Origin of the sequence: Haloarcula montana (genome assembly GCF_035666295.1) — an archaeon.
GTDB lineage: Archaea > Halobacteriota > Halobacteria > Halobacteriales > Haloarculaceae > Haloarcula > Haloarcula montana.
Window position 1 is genome coordinate 2058887 of sequence record NZ_CP142027.1, and the last position, 13350, is coordinate 2072236.

General features: G+C 67.5%; 20 protein-coding genes. 12 read left to right on the forward strand and 8 right to left on the reverse strand.

Annotated features, from left to right (window positions below; translation table 11 throughout):
• The first annotated feature begins 28 nt into the window (after window positions 1–28).
• The 3 genes from VJ109_RS10810 (at window position 29) to VJ109_RS10820 (ending at window position 772) form a co-directional block, all read left to right on the forward strand.
• The gene (locus tag VJ109_RS10810) at window positions 29–199 is read left to right on the forward strand and encodes a hypothetical protein (protein WP_324756670.1); all 171 of its coding nucleotides are present in this window, start codon (window positions 29–31) and stop codon (window positions 197–199) included.
• A gap of 142 nt (window positions 200–341) precedes the next feature.
• The gene (locus VJ109_RS10815) at window positions 342–485 is read left to right on the forward strand and encodes a hypothetical protein (protein WP_324756671.1); all 144 of its coding nucleotides are present in this window, start codon (window positions 342–344) and stop codon (window positions 483–485) included.
• Between the two features lie 41 nt (window positions 486–526).
• Window positions 527–772: a hypothetical protein gene (locus VJ109_RS10820; RefSeq protein ID WP_324756673.1), complete on the forward strand. Its 246-nt coding sequence runs from the start codon at window positions 527–529 to the stop codon at window positions 770–772.
• Between the two features lie 9 nt (window positions 773–781).
• Here VJ109_RS10820 and VJ109_RS10825 read toward each other — a convergent pair whose 3' ends face one another.
• A complete protein-coding gene (locus VJ109_RS10825; protein WP_276222824.1) occupies window positions 782–1063 on the reverse strand; it encodes a DUF5789 family protein in 282 nt (93 codons plus the stop codon).
• A gap of 111 nt (window positions 1064–1174) precedes the next feature.
• Between VJ109_RS10825 and VJ109_RS10830 the strand changes: the two genes are divergently transcribed.
• Genes VJ109_RS10830 through VJ109_RS10840 form a run of 3 tightly spaced genes read left to right on the forward strand, consistent with a single transcriptional unit; the run spans window position 1175 to window position 3168 of the window.
• The gene (locus VJ109_RS10830) at window positions 1175–2173 is read left to right on the forward strand and encodes a cell division protein CdpA domain-containing protein (RefSeq protein WP_324756675.1); all 999 of its coding nucleotides are present in this window, start codon (window positions 1175–1177) and stop codon (window positions 2171–2173) included.
• Between the two features lie 50 nt (window positions 2174–2223).
• The gene (locus VJ109_RS10835) at window positions 2224–2547 is read left to right on the forward strand and encodes a transcription factor S (RefSeq protein WP_276222822.1); all 324 of its coding nucleotides are present in this window, start codon (window positions 2224–2226) and stop codon (window positions 2545–2547) included.
• A gap of 9 nt (window positions 2548–2556) precedes the next feature.
• Window positions 2557–3168: a DUF6517 family protein gene (locus tag VJ109_RS10840; protein WP_324756677.1), complete on the forward strand. Its 612-nt coding sequence runs from the start codon at window positions 2557–2559 to the stop codon at window positions 3166–3168.
• Here VJ109_RS10840 and VJ109_RS10845 read toward each other — a convergent pair.
• The 5 genes from VJ109_RS10845 to VJ109_RS10865 form a co-directional block, all read right to left on the reverse strand.
• Window positions 3149–3553, reverse strand: a complete 405-nt coding sequence (locus VJ109_RS10845; protein WP_324756679.1) for a hypothetical protein — start codon at window positions 3551–3553, stop codon at window positions 3149–3151. The two genes, VJ109_RS10840 and VJ109_RS10845, sit on opposite strands and share 20 nt — an antisense overlap.
• Before the next feature lie 4 nt (window positions 3554–3557).
• Window positions 3558–3764, reverse strand: a complete 207-nt coding sequence (locus tag VJ109_RS10850; RefSeq protein WP_324756680.1) for a hypothetical protein — start codon at window positions 3762–3764, stop codon at window positions 3558–3560.
• A gap of 46 nt (window positions 3765–3810) precedes the next feature.
• Window positions 3811–4533, reverse strand: a complete 723-nt coding sequence (locus VJ109_RS10855; protein ID WP_324756681.1) for a methyltransferase domain-containing protein — start codon at window positions 4531–4533, stop codon at window positions 3811–3813.
• 1 nt (window position 4534) lies between these two features.
• A complete protein-coding gene (locus VJ109_RS10860; RefSeq protein ID WP_324756682.1) occupies window positions 4535–4933 on the reverse strand; it encodes a nascent polypeptide-associated complex protein in 399 nt (132 codons plus the stop codon).
• 70 nt (window positions 4934–5003) lie between these two features.
• Window positions 5004–5471, reverse strand: coding sequence for a PUA domain-containing protein (locus tag VJ109_RS10865; RefSeq protein ID WP_324756684.1), 468 nt, complete (start codon window positions 5469–5471; stop codon window positions 5004–5006).
• 148 nt (window positions 5472–5619) lie between these two features.
• On the opposite strand from VJ109_RS10865, the gene VJ109_RS10870 reads away from it, so the two are divergent.
• Window positions 5620–5802 (forward strand): DUF8178 family membrane protein, encoded by a 183-nt coding sequence (locus VJ109_RS10870; protein ID WP_276222815.1) that lies wholly within the window; start codon window positions 5620–5622, stop codon window positions 5800–5802.
• Here the strand turns inward: VJ109_RS10870 and VJ109_RS10875 are convergent.
• Window positions 5799–6296, reverse strand: a complete 498-nt coding sequence (locus VJ109_RS10875) for a LabA-like NYN domain-containing protein (protein ID WP_276222814.1) — start codon at window positions 6294–6296, stop codon at window positions 5799–5801. The genes VJ109_RS10870 and VJ109_RS10875 overlap by 4 nt on opposite strands.
• Window positions 6297–6562: 266 nt before the next feature.
• On the opposite strand from VJ109_RS10875, the gene dapA reads away from it, so the two are divergent.
• Genes dapA through VJ109_RS10890 form a run of 3 tightly spaced genes read left to right on the forward strand, consistent with a single transcriptional unit; the run spans window position 6563 to window position 9132 of the window.
• Window positions 6563–7489 carry a 4-hydroxy-tetrahydrodipicolinate synthase gene (gene dapA, locus VJ109_RS10880; protein WP_324756685.1) on the forward strand — a complete coding sequence of 309 codons (927 nt, stop codon included), beginning with the start codon at window positions 6563–6565 and terminating at the stop codon, window positions 7487–7489.
• Complete coding sequence (dapB, locus tag VJ109_RS10885) at window positions 7486–8238, forward strand: 4-hydroxy-tetrahydrodipicolinate reductase (RefSeq protein WP_324756687.1); 753 nt, start codon at window positions 7486–7488, stop codon at window positions 8236–8238. Before dapA ends, dapB begins: the two co-directional genes overlap by 4 nt.
• Window positions 8239–8292: 54 nt before the next feature.
• Window positions 8293–9132: a 2,3,4,5-tetrahydropyridine-2,6-dicarboxylate N-succinyltransferase gene (locus VJ109_RS10890; protein WP_324756688.1), complete on the forward strand. Its 840-nt coding sequence runs from the start codon at window positions 8293–8295 to the stop codon at window positions 9130–9132.
• Window positions 9133–9386: 254 nt separating this feature from the next.
• Here VJ109_RS10890 and VJ109_RS10895 read toward each other — a convergent pair whose 3' ends face one another.
• Entirely contained in the window at window positions 9387–10757 is a 1371-nt protein-coding gene (locus VJ109_RS10895) for a protein kinase family protein (RefSeq protein ID WP_324756689.1), read from the reverse strand.
• Between the two features lie 168 nt (window positions 10758–10925).
• Between VJ109_RS10895 and lysA the strand changes: the two genes are divergently transcribed.
• Window positions 10926–12158, forward strand: coding sequence for a diaminopimelate decarboxylase (gene lysA / locus VJ109_RS10900; RefSeq protein ID WP_324756690.1), 1233 nt, complete (start codon window positions 10926–10928; stop codon window positions 12156–12158).
• On the forward strand, window positions 12155–13345 hold the full coding sequence (locus tag VJ109_RS10905) for a M20 family metallopeptidase (RefSeq protein ID WP_324756691.1): 1191 nt from the start codon (window positions 12155–12157) through the stop codon (window positions 13343–13345). The genes lysA and VJ109_RS10905 overlap by 4 nt, the downstream gene beginning before the upstream one ends.
• Window positions 13346–13350: the final 5 nt, after the last annotated feature.

A 13350-nucleotide genomic window follows, 5' to 3' on the forward strand; every position in this document is an offset into this window, starting at 1 on the left:
TGAGGACAGTTGGCTTGGAAGCGACGGTATGGTCCCGCTCCTCTTCCCGGGCATCCCTGGTGGTATCGAACTGCTCGTCGTCCTCCTGATGATGGCGTTCCTGGTCGTGGTCCCCGGCGTTCTCCTCCTGGCTGTATACCTCGTCGGGAAGCGCCGGGGTCGATCGGAGGCATCCGAAGCCGGCGACCCGGAGCCGTAGTTCTCTCAGTGACTCCTGAGTCGAAAAGTACCGCAAGGGAGTCGAATTATCCGATTACAGACCTGCTGGCGGCCAAACCGGTCCGCTTATCGGTCCCAATCTGTGAGCGCTAGGCGTGTCTCCGGAGCGAACTGGCCCCGATATGTCCGAGCGACTCACCAGCCGTGCCTACGAGATTACCGTCGACGACGGTCGCGATTCCTTCTTCGCGCTCAGTATCGAGGGCGACCACGAGACCGAGTGGCTGGCCTCTGATACCGTCTGTGCGCTCGAAAACATGCGATAGCTCTCCGAACACTTTACTCGACGGGCCGATCAGATCGCGGCATGGTTCTGCTCGGACAGGCCGGCCCGGGAACCGGCGACCTCGCCGTGATCGCGCTGTTGCTCGTGGCGATGATCCTCCCCGTCGTGATCGTTCTGGGGGTCGCCCTCTATCTCACTCGCGACGAGTGGACCGGCGACCGGAACGACCACGTCGACAAGGAGCTCTCGGAGGATCTGAGCACGTTGGGCAGTTCAGAGACCGACGACTGCCCGGCCGAGTCCGACGGCCCGCGCGATGGCGAGTGACCGAGCCGATCACTCGGTCGGGACCGGACCGGTTCCGATGGCGTCCCGGACGGCGGACTCGAACTCGCGGCGATCCGAGAAGTACGGCACGTCGACGGCTTCGAGTACGTCGGCGAGTTCCCGCGGACCGTCCGGGGTGCGAATGGTCGTCTCGCCCTCGCGGTCGACGATGGTACTGTGTTCGATACCCCATGTGAGCCGCGCGGAGACACGGGCCAGCGGCGCGCCCTCGACATCGGGACCCTCGCCGAGTTCGACGGCTGGTTCCTCGTCTTCCTCGTCGTCGCTCATATCTGCACTGTGCCAGTCGGTTCGATTAGTGTTTTCGGTGTCGGTTGCTTCCCTGACCGTCATGCGCGTGTCTGACGGGGTGTTTTGCCGCTTGCGGTGCTAGAACCCTCTATGACTAGTCTGAATGACGTGTACGATGGGGAGGTCGGACGCGTCGCATCACGCCGCCAACAGGTTGTCGGGATGGGGCTGTTTCTCGCAGGCGCCGCCGGGCTCGTCGCGGCGATCGCGTTCGCGACCACACCGATCGGCCAGCGGTTCGAACTCAGCGAGTACGCGGCTCGGGAGGTCGCCGGAACGGTCGCCGGGCTGGGGTTGCCGGCGGTCATCCTCGGTGTCTTTACCGTGTTGCCCTCCGGCCGTCGGACCCGCGCCGCGGCGGCGCTGGGTACCAGCGTCGCCGTCCTCGGTGTCGCGCTGTTCCGGAGTATCTACCCCTACAACTGGGTCGAGTCGGCGCCGCTTCTGGCACTGGGTGTCAGTATCGTCTACTCGATCGGCATCCTGGCCGCGTTCTGGGCGCTGTTCGCGGCCGTCGCCACGTTCAAGACGCGCAACGACCCCGGCGGGACCGCACGGATGGAGGTCACCGAGTCGGGAACCATCCGGCTCGTCGAGGACGCACGGTCGGTCTCGTCGGTGGGCGGTGTCGGCCTCTTCGGTGGAGAGCCGGACGGCGACGTCGAGACCCAGACCAACCGAGCGAGCCAGTCAGCCGCCCGGAGCGATGGGAGCGGGACGACGGAGCACCAGCCGACGAGCGGCGGTGGCGGGCAGTCTCCGGACCGGCCGGACTCCGGCCCACAGCGCTCGGAGCAGCGGGCAGGCGAGACACGGGAGTGGGACGACCGCACTGACTCGACCCTCGACAGCGATATCGCACAGGCCGGCCCGGAGTCGACGCCGACCGCCGACGGCGGGACCGAGAGCGTCTCCAGCGATCCGATCACGGATACTGCGGTCCACCGTGGCGAGCCAGACACTTACTGTGGCAACTGCCGACACTTCCAGTACGTGATGCACGACGACGACATCGTTCCGTACTGTGGGTTCCACGAGAAACTGATGGACGACATGGACGCTTGCTCGGCCTGGACGAACAACGACTAGCGCGGAACCCTGGCGTTTAACACGATCCAGCGGTGTAAGGAAGAGCAACAATGAAATTCTGCGACGAATGCGGCTCGATGATGAAGACGGAGGGTGACAGCTGGGTCTGTGGGAGCTGTGGGTACGAGACGGTCCGCGACGAGGCGACCGATCAGCAGGCGGTGACCACCCAGGGCCAGGAGGAGTCCGAGATCGTCGACACCTCCGAGGTCGACGCCGAGGACATGGGTCCGACGACGGGCGCGCGCTGTCCGGAGTGTGGCAACGAACGGGCCTACTACGAGATGAAACAGATCCGGGCCGCAGACGAGTCCGAGACGCGCTTTTTCACCTGCACCGAGTGCGAACACAAGTGGCGCGAGGACGACCACTGAGGCAGTACCGTGCCCGACGACGCCGCCTTCCCGACTGTGCCGGACGATGCTCTGGCCGACGGCGGCTGGGAACTGATCGACGAGAGCGTCGAGACGGTGTTCCAACTCTCGGCGGCGAAAGTCGAGGGAGCGACGGAACTGTACGACGACGCGCGGACGCGGGACGCGGCGGAGACGGCGACGGGGATCGACCGCCAGTGGCGGTTCTTTTTCGCGACGCGGCTGACCTTCCGGCCGCCGCTGTCGCCCGGGATCGGACCGGCGATGATTCTCCCCACGGTCCGGTCGGAAGCGCAGTCGGCCTTCGCGGACGAACTACGGGACAGAGGGTTCGAGGCCGTCCAGCGCGGCCGGACCGAACGCGTCCGTGTCGGCACCGGCGACCGCGCTCGGATCCGGCACTATACGGCCTCGATTCCACTCACGGAGGCGGACACGACGCTCTCGATCGACGGCTGGGTCGCCGTCTGGAACGGCGACGGGTTCCGGATCGCGGCCGGCGCGTATCCGGACCGATCGGTCGCGGACGTACTCGATATCGACTCGCCGGAGGCCGTCCTCACGCGGTCGCGTCAGGCGTACCGGGACGAACTGCTCGCGCTCATCCGCGCCGTCGAGTGATCGCCGCAAGCAGCGGGCCTTCGGGGACGAGTTCGACCGGCCCCAGCCCCAGGTGACGAGCCAGCGGGCTCGGATCGGCCTCCGAGCCCAGGCGGGCGACCGGGACGCCACGGACGCGAAGCTCCGCGGTCAGTCCCACGGACGCCAACGCGGCGGCCCCGTCCATCGTCCGGTCACCGTACCGCCGCCAGAGCGCGACGACGGGGCCGAACGAATCCACGTCGGCGGCGACGACGTCGTCGTAGCCGGTGACGGAGACAGTGGTGTCGTCGACGGTGACGGTCAGATCGGCTTCGACCGCCAGCGAGGGGCGGCGCTCGATGACATCTAACAGTTCCGCGACCGTCTCGATGGGGTCGTCCGCCGATCGCTGGATCGTCGTCACAGGCTCAGTCCTGTTCGCGGGTCCTGACTGTCACTGTGCCGTCGATGCGCCAGTGTGCGTACTCCGGATCGTCGCCGGTCCGGCTCGGCACGTCGACTTCCATCTCCTCGAAGTCGTACGTGATCTCGGCGTTCCGCCCGGTCAACCGGTCGTAGAGCCCGATCGCCAGTTCGGGCCAGGTCGTCGTCTCGGTGGAATCTGGATCGCTCATCTAGGCGCCAGTAGGGGCCAGAAGGGTTTGAAACCCCCGCCCGTGGTCACGGTCGGCGCGCGAAGGTGAGATAGCCGGTGTGACCGACCCCACCCGTCGACGGGCGCGAGCCGCGGTCGTCGAAGTCCATCTCCCGCTGGATCGTATCCAGCGTCTCGATGTCGTCGAGACCGACCTCGCGCGCGGCGGCGACCGTCTCGCGCGTGTTCTCGACGAACGGGGAGTACACTGCCAGAGACCCGCCGCGGGCGAGCAGCGTCGGCGCCCGCTCGACGACCGTCGGCGCGTCTTCGGTGTCCAGTGTCAGCGCGTCGAAGCCCGCGAGGTCGTCCAGGTCGTCGGTCACGTCCCCGGTCCTGATCTCGACGGTGTCGGCGACGCCGGCGACGGCCATGTTCTCCCGGGCGACCGCGGCGAAGTCGGCGTCCCGTTCGTAGGTCACCACCTCGGCACCTGCCCGGCCCATGTAGGCGGCGAGGATGCCGGTCCCCGTCCCGGCGTCGAGGACGCGGTCGCCGCCCGAGATCCCGGTCTTGCCCAGGACCAGCCCCACGTCGCGGGGCATCATCGGCGCACCGGTCCGTTCGAGGTGGGTAAACAGGTCCGGTCCACGGAGCGCCCGGACGGTGAAACCGGTCCCAAGATGTGTCTCGACGACATCTCCTGGCGCGACATCCTCGGGGACCTCCAGGATGCCCAGGTCGGACTCGAAGCGCTCGCCGGGTTCCAGCAGGTACTCGCGGTCCTCGTGGACGAAGAGGTAGGCCACGTTACTCCAGTTGGTCGACCGCGTCGGCGAGGTCGCCGTCGTTCGCTTCGAGCGCTTCGCGGGCGGTGTCCTCGTCGACGCCGGCGCGCATCGCGACGAGTTCGACGTCGTCGGGATCGACGCCGTCGTCGCTCGTCTCCTCGGTCTCTTCGGCGCCTTCCGCGGTCGCGTCACTGGTTTCGCCGGCGCCCAGTTCGCGGGATTCGGGTTCACCGACGACCTGGTAGGTCTTCTGGCCCTGCGCTTCCATCAGCTGAACCTCCGCGTCGGTGAAGACGAGTTCTTCGTCGGCCGTACGGATAATTACCTCTTCGGCATCGATGTCGTCCATGTCGATGCCCATCTGTTCCATCATCTGTTTCATCTTGCGCGGGTTCATCCCGCCGCCTCCGCCGAACATACCCGAACTGCGCGTTCCGGTCGGAAAAATATAGCGACCCGCCGTCTCGCGAGCGATTCCGCCCGCAGCCTCACCCTTCGATGCCCTGACGGACCTTCACTGCCATCCCGGTCTCGAAGTCGGCCATGCCGTCGCCGGGCAGTTCCGCCCGTCCGACTGCCAGCAGAGTGCCCTCGGCGTGCATCACGAGGGCTTCGTCACCGGGGCGCAACTCCGGATCTGCCTGCTGGACGAACTTCGCGAAGACGTTGCGTCCCTCACGGACGAACGGTTCGCTCTCGTCGCCGACGACGACCCGGTGTCGCGGGGCCGCGAAGCCGTCCGCGAGCCGCGCACCGCCGGCCGGCCCGAGCCTGAAGCGGCCGTCGTTCCCGTAGGTCACCACTCGTCCGTCCCCGTCGTGGACCTGGCGCGGCCGGCCAGAGGAGGTGTGGGTCACCTCCAAATCGTCCGCCGGCGTGAACAGCGTCGCCCCGGCGCCCCGGCCGAACTGGTAGTCGGCAGAGCGTCGGAGCCCGCGGAGCTCTCGGTCGGTCATAGTCGTTCTGGGCAGGCCGCGGACAACGGTGTTTCGATCCGTCGTGTGTGGTGCGCCCACAGTATTCGGGGAGTATGTCATGAGTTATCGCACCGCCCTCCGGCAGTTTTGGGGAAATTTATACCGGATGAAGCCAAAGGGTATCTACATGGCAACAGACACGCGAAAGGTCGCGCTGGGTGCGCTGCTGCTGATCGTCAGCAGCGCCCTGATTCTCGGCACGGGACAGATCTCGCTGAACGTTCCGGTGTACGCGGCGGCGCTCGCCGCGCTCGGACTGGCCGCCGGGGCGCTTCTGGTCGGCACCTCCGAGGACGGCCGCGCCGTCTAGAGGAGGAACCGGTCGGTATCCTCGCTCAGGTCGACGAACATATCGACGGCTTCCTTGAGGTCTTCTGAGGAGGACTCCTCGAAGCCCATCGCCTCAACGCGACATCCTTCGTGACGGAGATACCGACAGAGCCGTGCGAAGTCGCCGTCGCCCGTACAGAGGACGACCGCGTCGTTGTGTTTCGCCAGCGTGACCGCGTCGAGGCTCATCCCCACGTCCCAGTCGGCCTTCTTCGAACCGTCCTGGAACGTCTTGATGTCCTTGATACGGGTCTCGAAGCCGATGTCGTCCAGTGCCTCGAAGAACGTCTCCTCCTCGGGGGAGTCGGCACGGATGACGTAGGCGATCGCGCGGGTCAGTTCGCGGCCGTCGACGGCACCGTCCAGCAGCGACGAGTAGTCGATGTTCCGCGAGTAGATGCTCTGGGCCGTATGATAGAGGTTCTGCGCGTCCGCGAGGACGGTCACGCGCTGTCCAGAGTGAGAAACTGTCATACCGATGGTTGTCCGGCCCGTAAAAATAGGCTTTCGGGCGCGGCGTGCTGGAACACAAGGGCTAAGTTCCTCACGGTCTGTCATTCTCCCATGCGACGGCCCACGACCGACCACTCCGTGACTCTCCCGCGCCAGCGGGCCGTCTCCCTGCCGAAACGCAAACGCACCTTCTAGTGGCTCGTGGCGGGCGTGGCGCACCCGTCCCGGGTCGGTTCCGTGCACCGCCAACCGGACGACATATCCCGACGCGATACGACACCCCAGCAATGACAGCGATCGACTTCCGCGGCGTGTACCCCGCGATGTGCACGCCGTTCCACGGCGACGAGGAGCGCAGTATCGACTACGAGACACTTCGGGAAGACGCCCAGCGACTCGAAGCCGCAGGCGTCGACGGCCTGGTCCCGGTCGGTTCGACCGGCGAGTCGGCCACCATGACCCACGACGAACACATCGATGTGGTCGAGGCGGTCATCGACGCCGTCGACGACGTTCCCGTCATCGCCGGCACCGGCAGCAACAACACCCGCGAGGCGCTCTCACTGTCCCGCCGGGCGGCACAGGCCGGCGCCGACGGGCTCCTGTTGATCTCCCCGTACTACAACAAGCCCGAACAGCAGGGACTGATCGACCACTACACCACGATCGCCGACGAGGTCGACTGCCCGCAGATCGTCTACAACGTCCCCTCCCGCACCGGCCGCAACATCGAGGCCGACACCGCGGTCGAACTCGCGAGCCACGAGAATATCGCGGCGTTCAAGGCCGCGAGCGGCGACATGGGACAGATATCGGAGATCGTCGAACGCACGCGCGACGAGGAGTTCGCGGTGTTATCCGGCGACGACGGGATGACCCTGCCGATGCTCTCGGTGGGTGCCCACGGCTGTATCTCCGTAGCCGCAAACGTCGAACCCGAGCGGACCTGTGCGATGGTCGGGGCGGCACTGGCCGAGGATTACGAACGGGCACGCGCGATCCACCACGAACTCGGCCCGCTGTTCCGCGCGCTGTTCGTCGAGACCAACCCGATCCCCGTCAAGGAGGCCATGCGCATCCGCGGCTACGGCCCGGCACACGTCCGGTCGCCGCTCACCCGTCTCTCCGAGGAACACCTGGACCACCTGCGGGACGTGTTGACCACCCTCGAAACCGAGGACCTCGAAGACGAGTACGCGGAGGCGGAGCGATGACACGCGTCGCCGTCAACGGTGCGACCGGCCGGATGGGGAAGACGGTCATCGAGACGGCCGCCGACCGCGATCTGGAGGTCGTCGTCGGGTTCGATGTCGAGGCCGGCGAGGTCGACGGCATCCCGGTCGTCGAGAGCGACGACATCGCGGGGACACTCGCCGAGTACGACGTTGACGTCGTCGTCGACTTCTCGATCCCGGCGTCGACGCTCCCGCTGGCAGCGGCCTGTGCCGAGACCGGTACGGCGCTGGTCGTCGGGACGACCGGCTTCGACGAGGACGAGATGGCGAGCCTGAAAGACGCCAGCGAGGAGACGGCGCTGCTGAAGGCCACGAACTTCTCGCAGGGGATCCAGGTCCTCAACCGCCTCGTCAGCGAGGCCGTCGCCACGCTGGACGACTACGACCTCGAACTCATGGAGACCCACCACAACGGGAAGGTCGACGCACCCTCCGGTACTGCAAACACCCTCTTGGAGACCGTCCAGGAGGAACGCGACGTCGACCCGGTCTACGGTCGCGAGGGGTACGCTCCACGCGAGGACGACGAGATCGGCGTCTTCGCCCGCCGGGCCGGCGACATCCGTGGCGAGCACGAACTGATCCTGGCGGGCAACGACGAGGTCCTCTCGCTGTCCCACCGGGCGGAGGACCGGGGCGTGTTCGCCGCCGGCGCACTCGACGCGGCGGACTGGCTCAACGGCCGTGACGCGGGCTGGTACGACTTCGGCGCGGTCGTCGACGCCTGAACGTCAACGACATCCGGGACTGCTAAACCACCGGGGCGGGTACCGACGGGTACGATGCTCGGACAAGAACTCGAACGGAACATCGGGGAGCTGTGGACGGCCTACGAAGAGGGTGCGACGATCGAAGACGTCGAACCGTCGCAACTGGACACGCTCGATGCCTTCCTGGCGGCGCTGGAAGACGGTGCGGTACGGGCCGCCGAGAAGGTCGACGGCGAGTGGCAGGCCAACGAATGGGTCAAACGTGGCATCCTGCTGAACTTCGCGTTCCGGGAGACCCGGAGCCGAACCTACGGCGGCGTCGATTACCACGATATCCTGCCGTTGCGGGACACCGACGACCTCGGCGAGCGTGGCACACGGAACACACCGGACGGGACGACCATCCGCCGCGGTGCGTATCTGGGCGAGGACTGTATCATGATGTCGCCCTCGTTCGTCAACGTCGGTGCCCACGTGGGCGACGGGACGCTGATCGACTCCTGTGACACCGTCGGTTCCTGTGCACAGATCGGCGAGAACGTCAAACTCGGCGCGAACACGCTGATCGGCGGCGTCCTCGAACCGGTCGAGAGCGCCCCGGTCATCGTCGAGGACGATGTCTCGCTGGGTGCCGGCTGTCGCGTCACCAGCGGCTTCGTCGTCGGCGAGGGATCGATCGTCGGCGAGAACACGCTGTTGACGCCCCGGATTCCGGTGTACGACCTCGTCGAAGAGGAAGTCCTCTACGGCGAGCTACCGCCCGAACGCCGTGCGTTCCAGCGGTTCGTCGATTCCTCCGTCGGCGAACACGACCTCTTCGACGGCGGGGCCTACAAGCCCGCCGTCGTGGCGACCGACGTCGAGGAGGAGACGCTGGAAGCGACGGAGAGAGAGGACGCGCTTCGGGAGTAGCGAGGCCGACCGCAGGGAGGCCTCGACAAAGCGCAGCGGGGAACGGAGTGACCCGCGAGCAGCGAGATTCTGAGGCCAGCGAGGCCGACCGCAGGGAGGCCTCGAACCGGAACGGCGAACGGAGTGAGCCGTGGAGGACTAGCGAGCGTCCGACCGCAGGGAGGCCTCGACAAAGCGCAGCGGTGATGGTAGGAACCGCGAGTAGCGAAGCCCCTCGAAGAACGAACGGCGAACGGAGTGAGCCGTGGAGGGGTTCAGACCGAGCCGGAGAGGTCCCGATAGAACGCGATCGGCGAGCCGTACCGATCGTCGGGGTCGGGAGCGAGCGCCCGGCGCAACACCGGCTCGACCGCCTGGGAGACGTCACTGACTGGCTGGGGGGTCCGGAGCTGTCCGGTCCGAACGGCGGCCTGCGAGTCCGTGGCCGTCTCCTCGACGGGCGTCGTCTCACAGAGCAACCAGTAGGCGATCGCGCCGAGTTGGTAGACGCTCGTCGTCGGTCTCAACCGCCCGTCGAGCTGCTCCGGTGCGGTGAACGGGCTTCCGTGGTCGACGCCCAGCGCTTCCCGGACGGCCCATTCGATCCCCCAGTTCGAGACCGTCGCTCGCCAGCCGCTGTCGCCGCCTTTCAGGTGGATATTCGCCGGGTAGAGTCCACAGACCAGGAACGACGAGTCGGCGACGGTGGTGACGGCGTCGACGACGTCACCGAGAACGTCGAGCCGGACCTGGACCGGGAGGTCGGTCCCGATCTCGGCGAGTGTGTGTTTCCCGACGCGGTAGGCCACCCACGGGGTCGGCGCGGTCCCGGATTCGTGGACCGTCGCCACGTGGGCGCTCTCGTCGACTGCCTCCCAGCGTGAGAGGCGCTCGGAGAAGGCCGGCTGGACGCCCTCGTCGGTGCCGTGCTTGCTCGACACCGCCAGGATCTCGGCGCGGGTCCCGCCGTCCCACGGCGTCGCGTACCGGTTGACGACGCCGTCGGTATCGATGAACTCGACTTTGGTCACGTCGGGGATCGACGCGCCCAGTTGTCCCGGGCTCGCGGGGCCGACGTAGTCGACCGCCGTCTCGTCGGTGGTCGTCTCGGGAGCCGTCTCCTCGGGGTCGTCTTCCTCCTCGGGCGGTGGGACCGACTCGATCGCTTCCTTGCGGAACCGGACTCCCGACCGGGTCACGTCGTGGCGCAGGAACCGGTGGTCCCGCTCCTCGTAGGTCCGGCCCCGACGGTCGTACGCGTGCAGGTGTTTGAAATCGTAGCTCCGCTGGAGTTGTTTGCCGTGCGTTCCGGCGGCCTCCCTGGAGTCGTGGACCGCCATGGCGCAGGTTCCGTCGTCGGGGACGACGGTCCAGGCGCCGACCAGGTCGTCGTACTCGACGCGGAGACATTCGAACAGGGGGTTCCAGTACACTTCGCTGACGCTCCGGGGGCCGTCCCAACGGACGGCACAGGGGTGTCTGTCGGCGTCCATCTTCGATTTCGCGCTCCGGACGGCGTCGATCTGTTCGTCGTGTGTCGAAAACGTTTCCCCGTCGCGGGCGCCCCGGCGGTACTCCTCGACGAGCCACACCCGTCCCTGTTTGACGATCTCCAGTGGTGGCTTCTGTGGCACGTCCGGTGGCATGGCCTGACGAGTGCCGGCCGTGTCCCCCGCGCGGCCGGTTGCTCTTGACACAGTAACATCGCCCCTCTGATAAGTATGTGTCGCCGAGGGCGTCCGAATCCGCTGGCAGACGGGTGGTCCCGCTCCAGAGCGGAACCCTTGTTACTCGCCGACGCCGTGTCTCGTGCAATGAGTCACCCCTCGCCGCCGGTCCGTCGCCTCGCGGACTGGGATCACGACCGACTGTCCCGACTCGCTGCCGAGCACGGGACGCCGCTGTACGTCGTCGACCTCGACCGCGTCGCGGAGAACTACGAACGGTTCGCCTCGGCGTTTCCCGATGCCCACGTGATGTACGCCGCCAAGGCCCACACTGGCCAGGCGGTGCTGTCGACGCTGCTGGAGACGGGCGCTGACATCGAGTGTGCCGCCTGGGGGGAACTCCAGCGAGCGATCGACGCCGGTGCCGATCCCGACACGCTCCAGTACACCGCCGTCAACCCGCCGGATCGCGACCTCGATTACGCCGTCGACCTGGCCGCCGACCACCCGGGGCTGACGATCACCGGCGGCGCGCGCGACACCTTCGACCGCCTCGAAGCACGGGGGTACGACGGCCGCGTCGCCATCCGGATCAATCCCGGTATCGGCACCGGTCACCACGAGAAGGTGGCGACGGGCAAGGACGCGAAATTCGGGATTCCCTACGACGAGGTGCCCGATCTCGCAGCGGAACTCGACGATCGGTTCGACCTCGTCGGCATCCACGCCCACGCCGGTAGCGGCGTCCTCCACGACGACCTGGACGACCACTGCCGGGCCATCGCGAAGGTCGCAGAGATGGGGCGGACCGTCGAGCGGTCCCACGACCTGGAGTTCGTCGACTTCGGCGGGGGATTCGGCGTCCCGTACCGCGAGGACGAGGAACCACTCGACATGGCGGTCGTCGGCGAGAAGGTCCGCGAGGCGGTCGGGGACCTCGACGCCCAGGTCAAACTCGAACCCGGCCGGTACGTCGTCGCGGACGCCGAACTGATCCTGACCGCGGTCAACACGGTCAAGGAGACGCCGGCGGCGACCGTCGTCGGGGTCGACGCCTCGCTGGCGACGTTGATCCGGCCGGCGATGTTCGGCTCCTACCACCCGATCCGGAACGTCTCCGCGCCGGAGCGGGATGCCGAACCCGTCTCCGTGGGCGGGCCGTGCTGTACGAGTGCCGACGTGTTCTGTACGGACCGGCCGGTCGCCCGGCCCGAACGGGAGGATCTGCTGGCGATCGGTAACGCCGGCGCGTACGGCTACGAACTGGCGAACCAGTTCCACTCCCAGCCCCGGCCCGCGGAGGTCGCCATCGAGGGCGACGAGACGCGAGTCGTCCGGGAGCGGGAGACGCTGTCGGACGTGACGCGGGTCGAACGATGACACCGGAGTTCGACCTCGATAGCTTCCACCGGGCGGCCGTCGAGACGCCCTCTCACGAGAACGTCGGTGCGATGCGTGAATTGCTCGTCGAGACGCTGACCGAGGCCGGCGTCGACCCGGCCGTCGACGAGTTGGGGAACGTCGTCGCGACCCGCGGAGAGGGAGCGAGAACCCACCTCGCGTTCAACACCCACATCGACACCGTCCCACCCCACCTCCCTTACGAACGTCGCACGGAGCCACCCGGACCCGACGAGGCCGTCGACGGCAGCGGCGACGAGTGGGACGAGGCACCCCGCCCCTCGGAACAGTCGAGCGGTGACCAGCGGGAACCGCGAAACGCCGGCGACGTGGTCTGTGGTCGCGGCGCCTGTGACGCGAAGGGGCCGCTCGCTGCACTGCTAGAGGCGTTTCTCACTGTCGCCCCCGGCGACGGGCGGGTGACGCTCGCGGTCTCGATCGACGAGGAGACGACACAGACCGGCGGCGCGCACCTCGCAGAGACGGTCGACGCCGACGGGTTCATCGTCGGCGAACCGACCGGGCTGGACGTCTGTACCGCCGCCCGCGGCCAGTTCGAGGGGACCGTCACCATCCACGGCGAGAGCGCCCACGCGGCGGACCCGGGCAGCGGGCGGAACGCGATCCGGGCCGCCGCGCCCGTGCTCCAGGCGATGGAGAGCTACGACGAGCAGCGCGGTCCCGACGATCACGACGTTCTGGGGCGCCCGATCCTCACGGCCTCGATGATCGAGGGCGGCGAGGCGACGAACCAGGTACCCGCCGAGTGTACGATCACGTTCGATCGCCGGAGCGTCCCGCCCGAGACCAGCGACCAGTTCTGTTCGGACCTCGCCGACCATCTCGGCCAGTGGTTGCCCGACGGGATGGCGCTCTCCGTGGCGTTGATTCGGCCCGACACGCCGTTTCCGGAGGCTTTCGCCACCGACGAGACGGAGCCGCTGGTTCGCACACTCAGCGAGGCCAGTGGCGGCGACATCCGGCCCTTCGGTGCCGCGACCGAAGCCTCCTACTTCGCCCAGCGGGCGCCGACAGTTGTCTTCGGTCCGGGCGAGTTGAGCGACGACGCCGGCGCGGTCGCACACTCGAACCGCGAGTACGTCCGGCTCTCGGAGGTCCGGACAGCGGCACGAGCGGTCCGTGAGACCGTCGAGCGGCTCCTGTAGCCCCG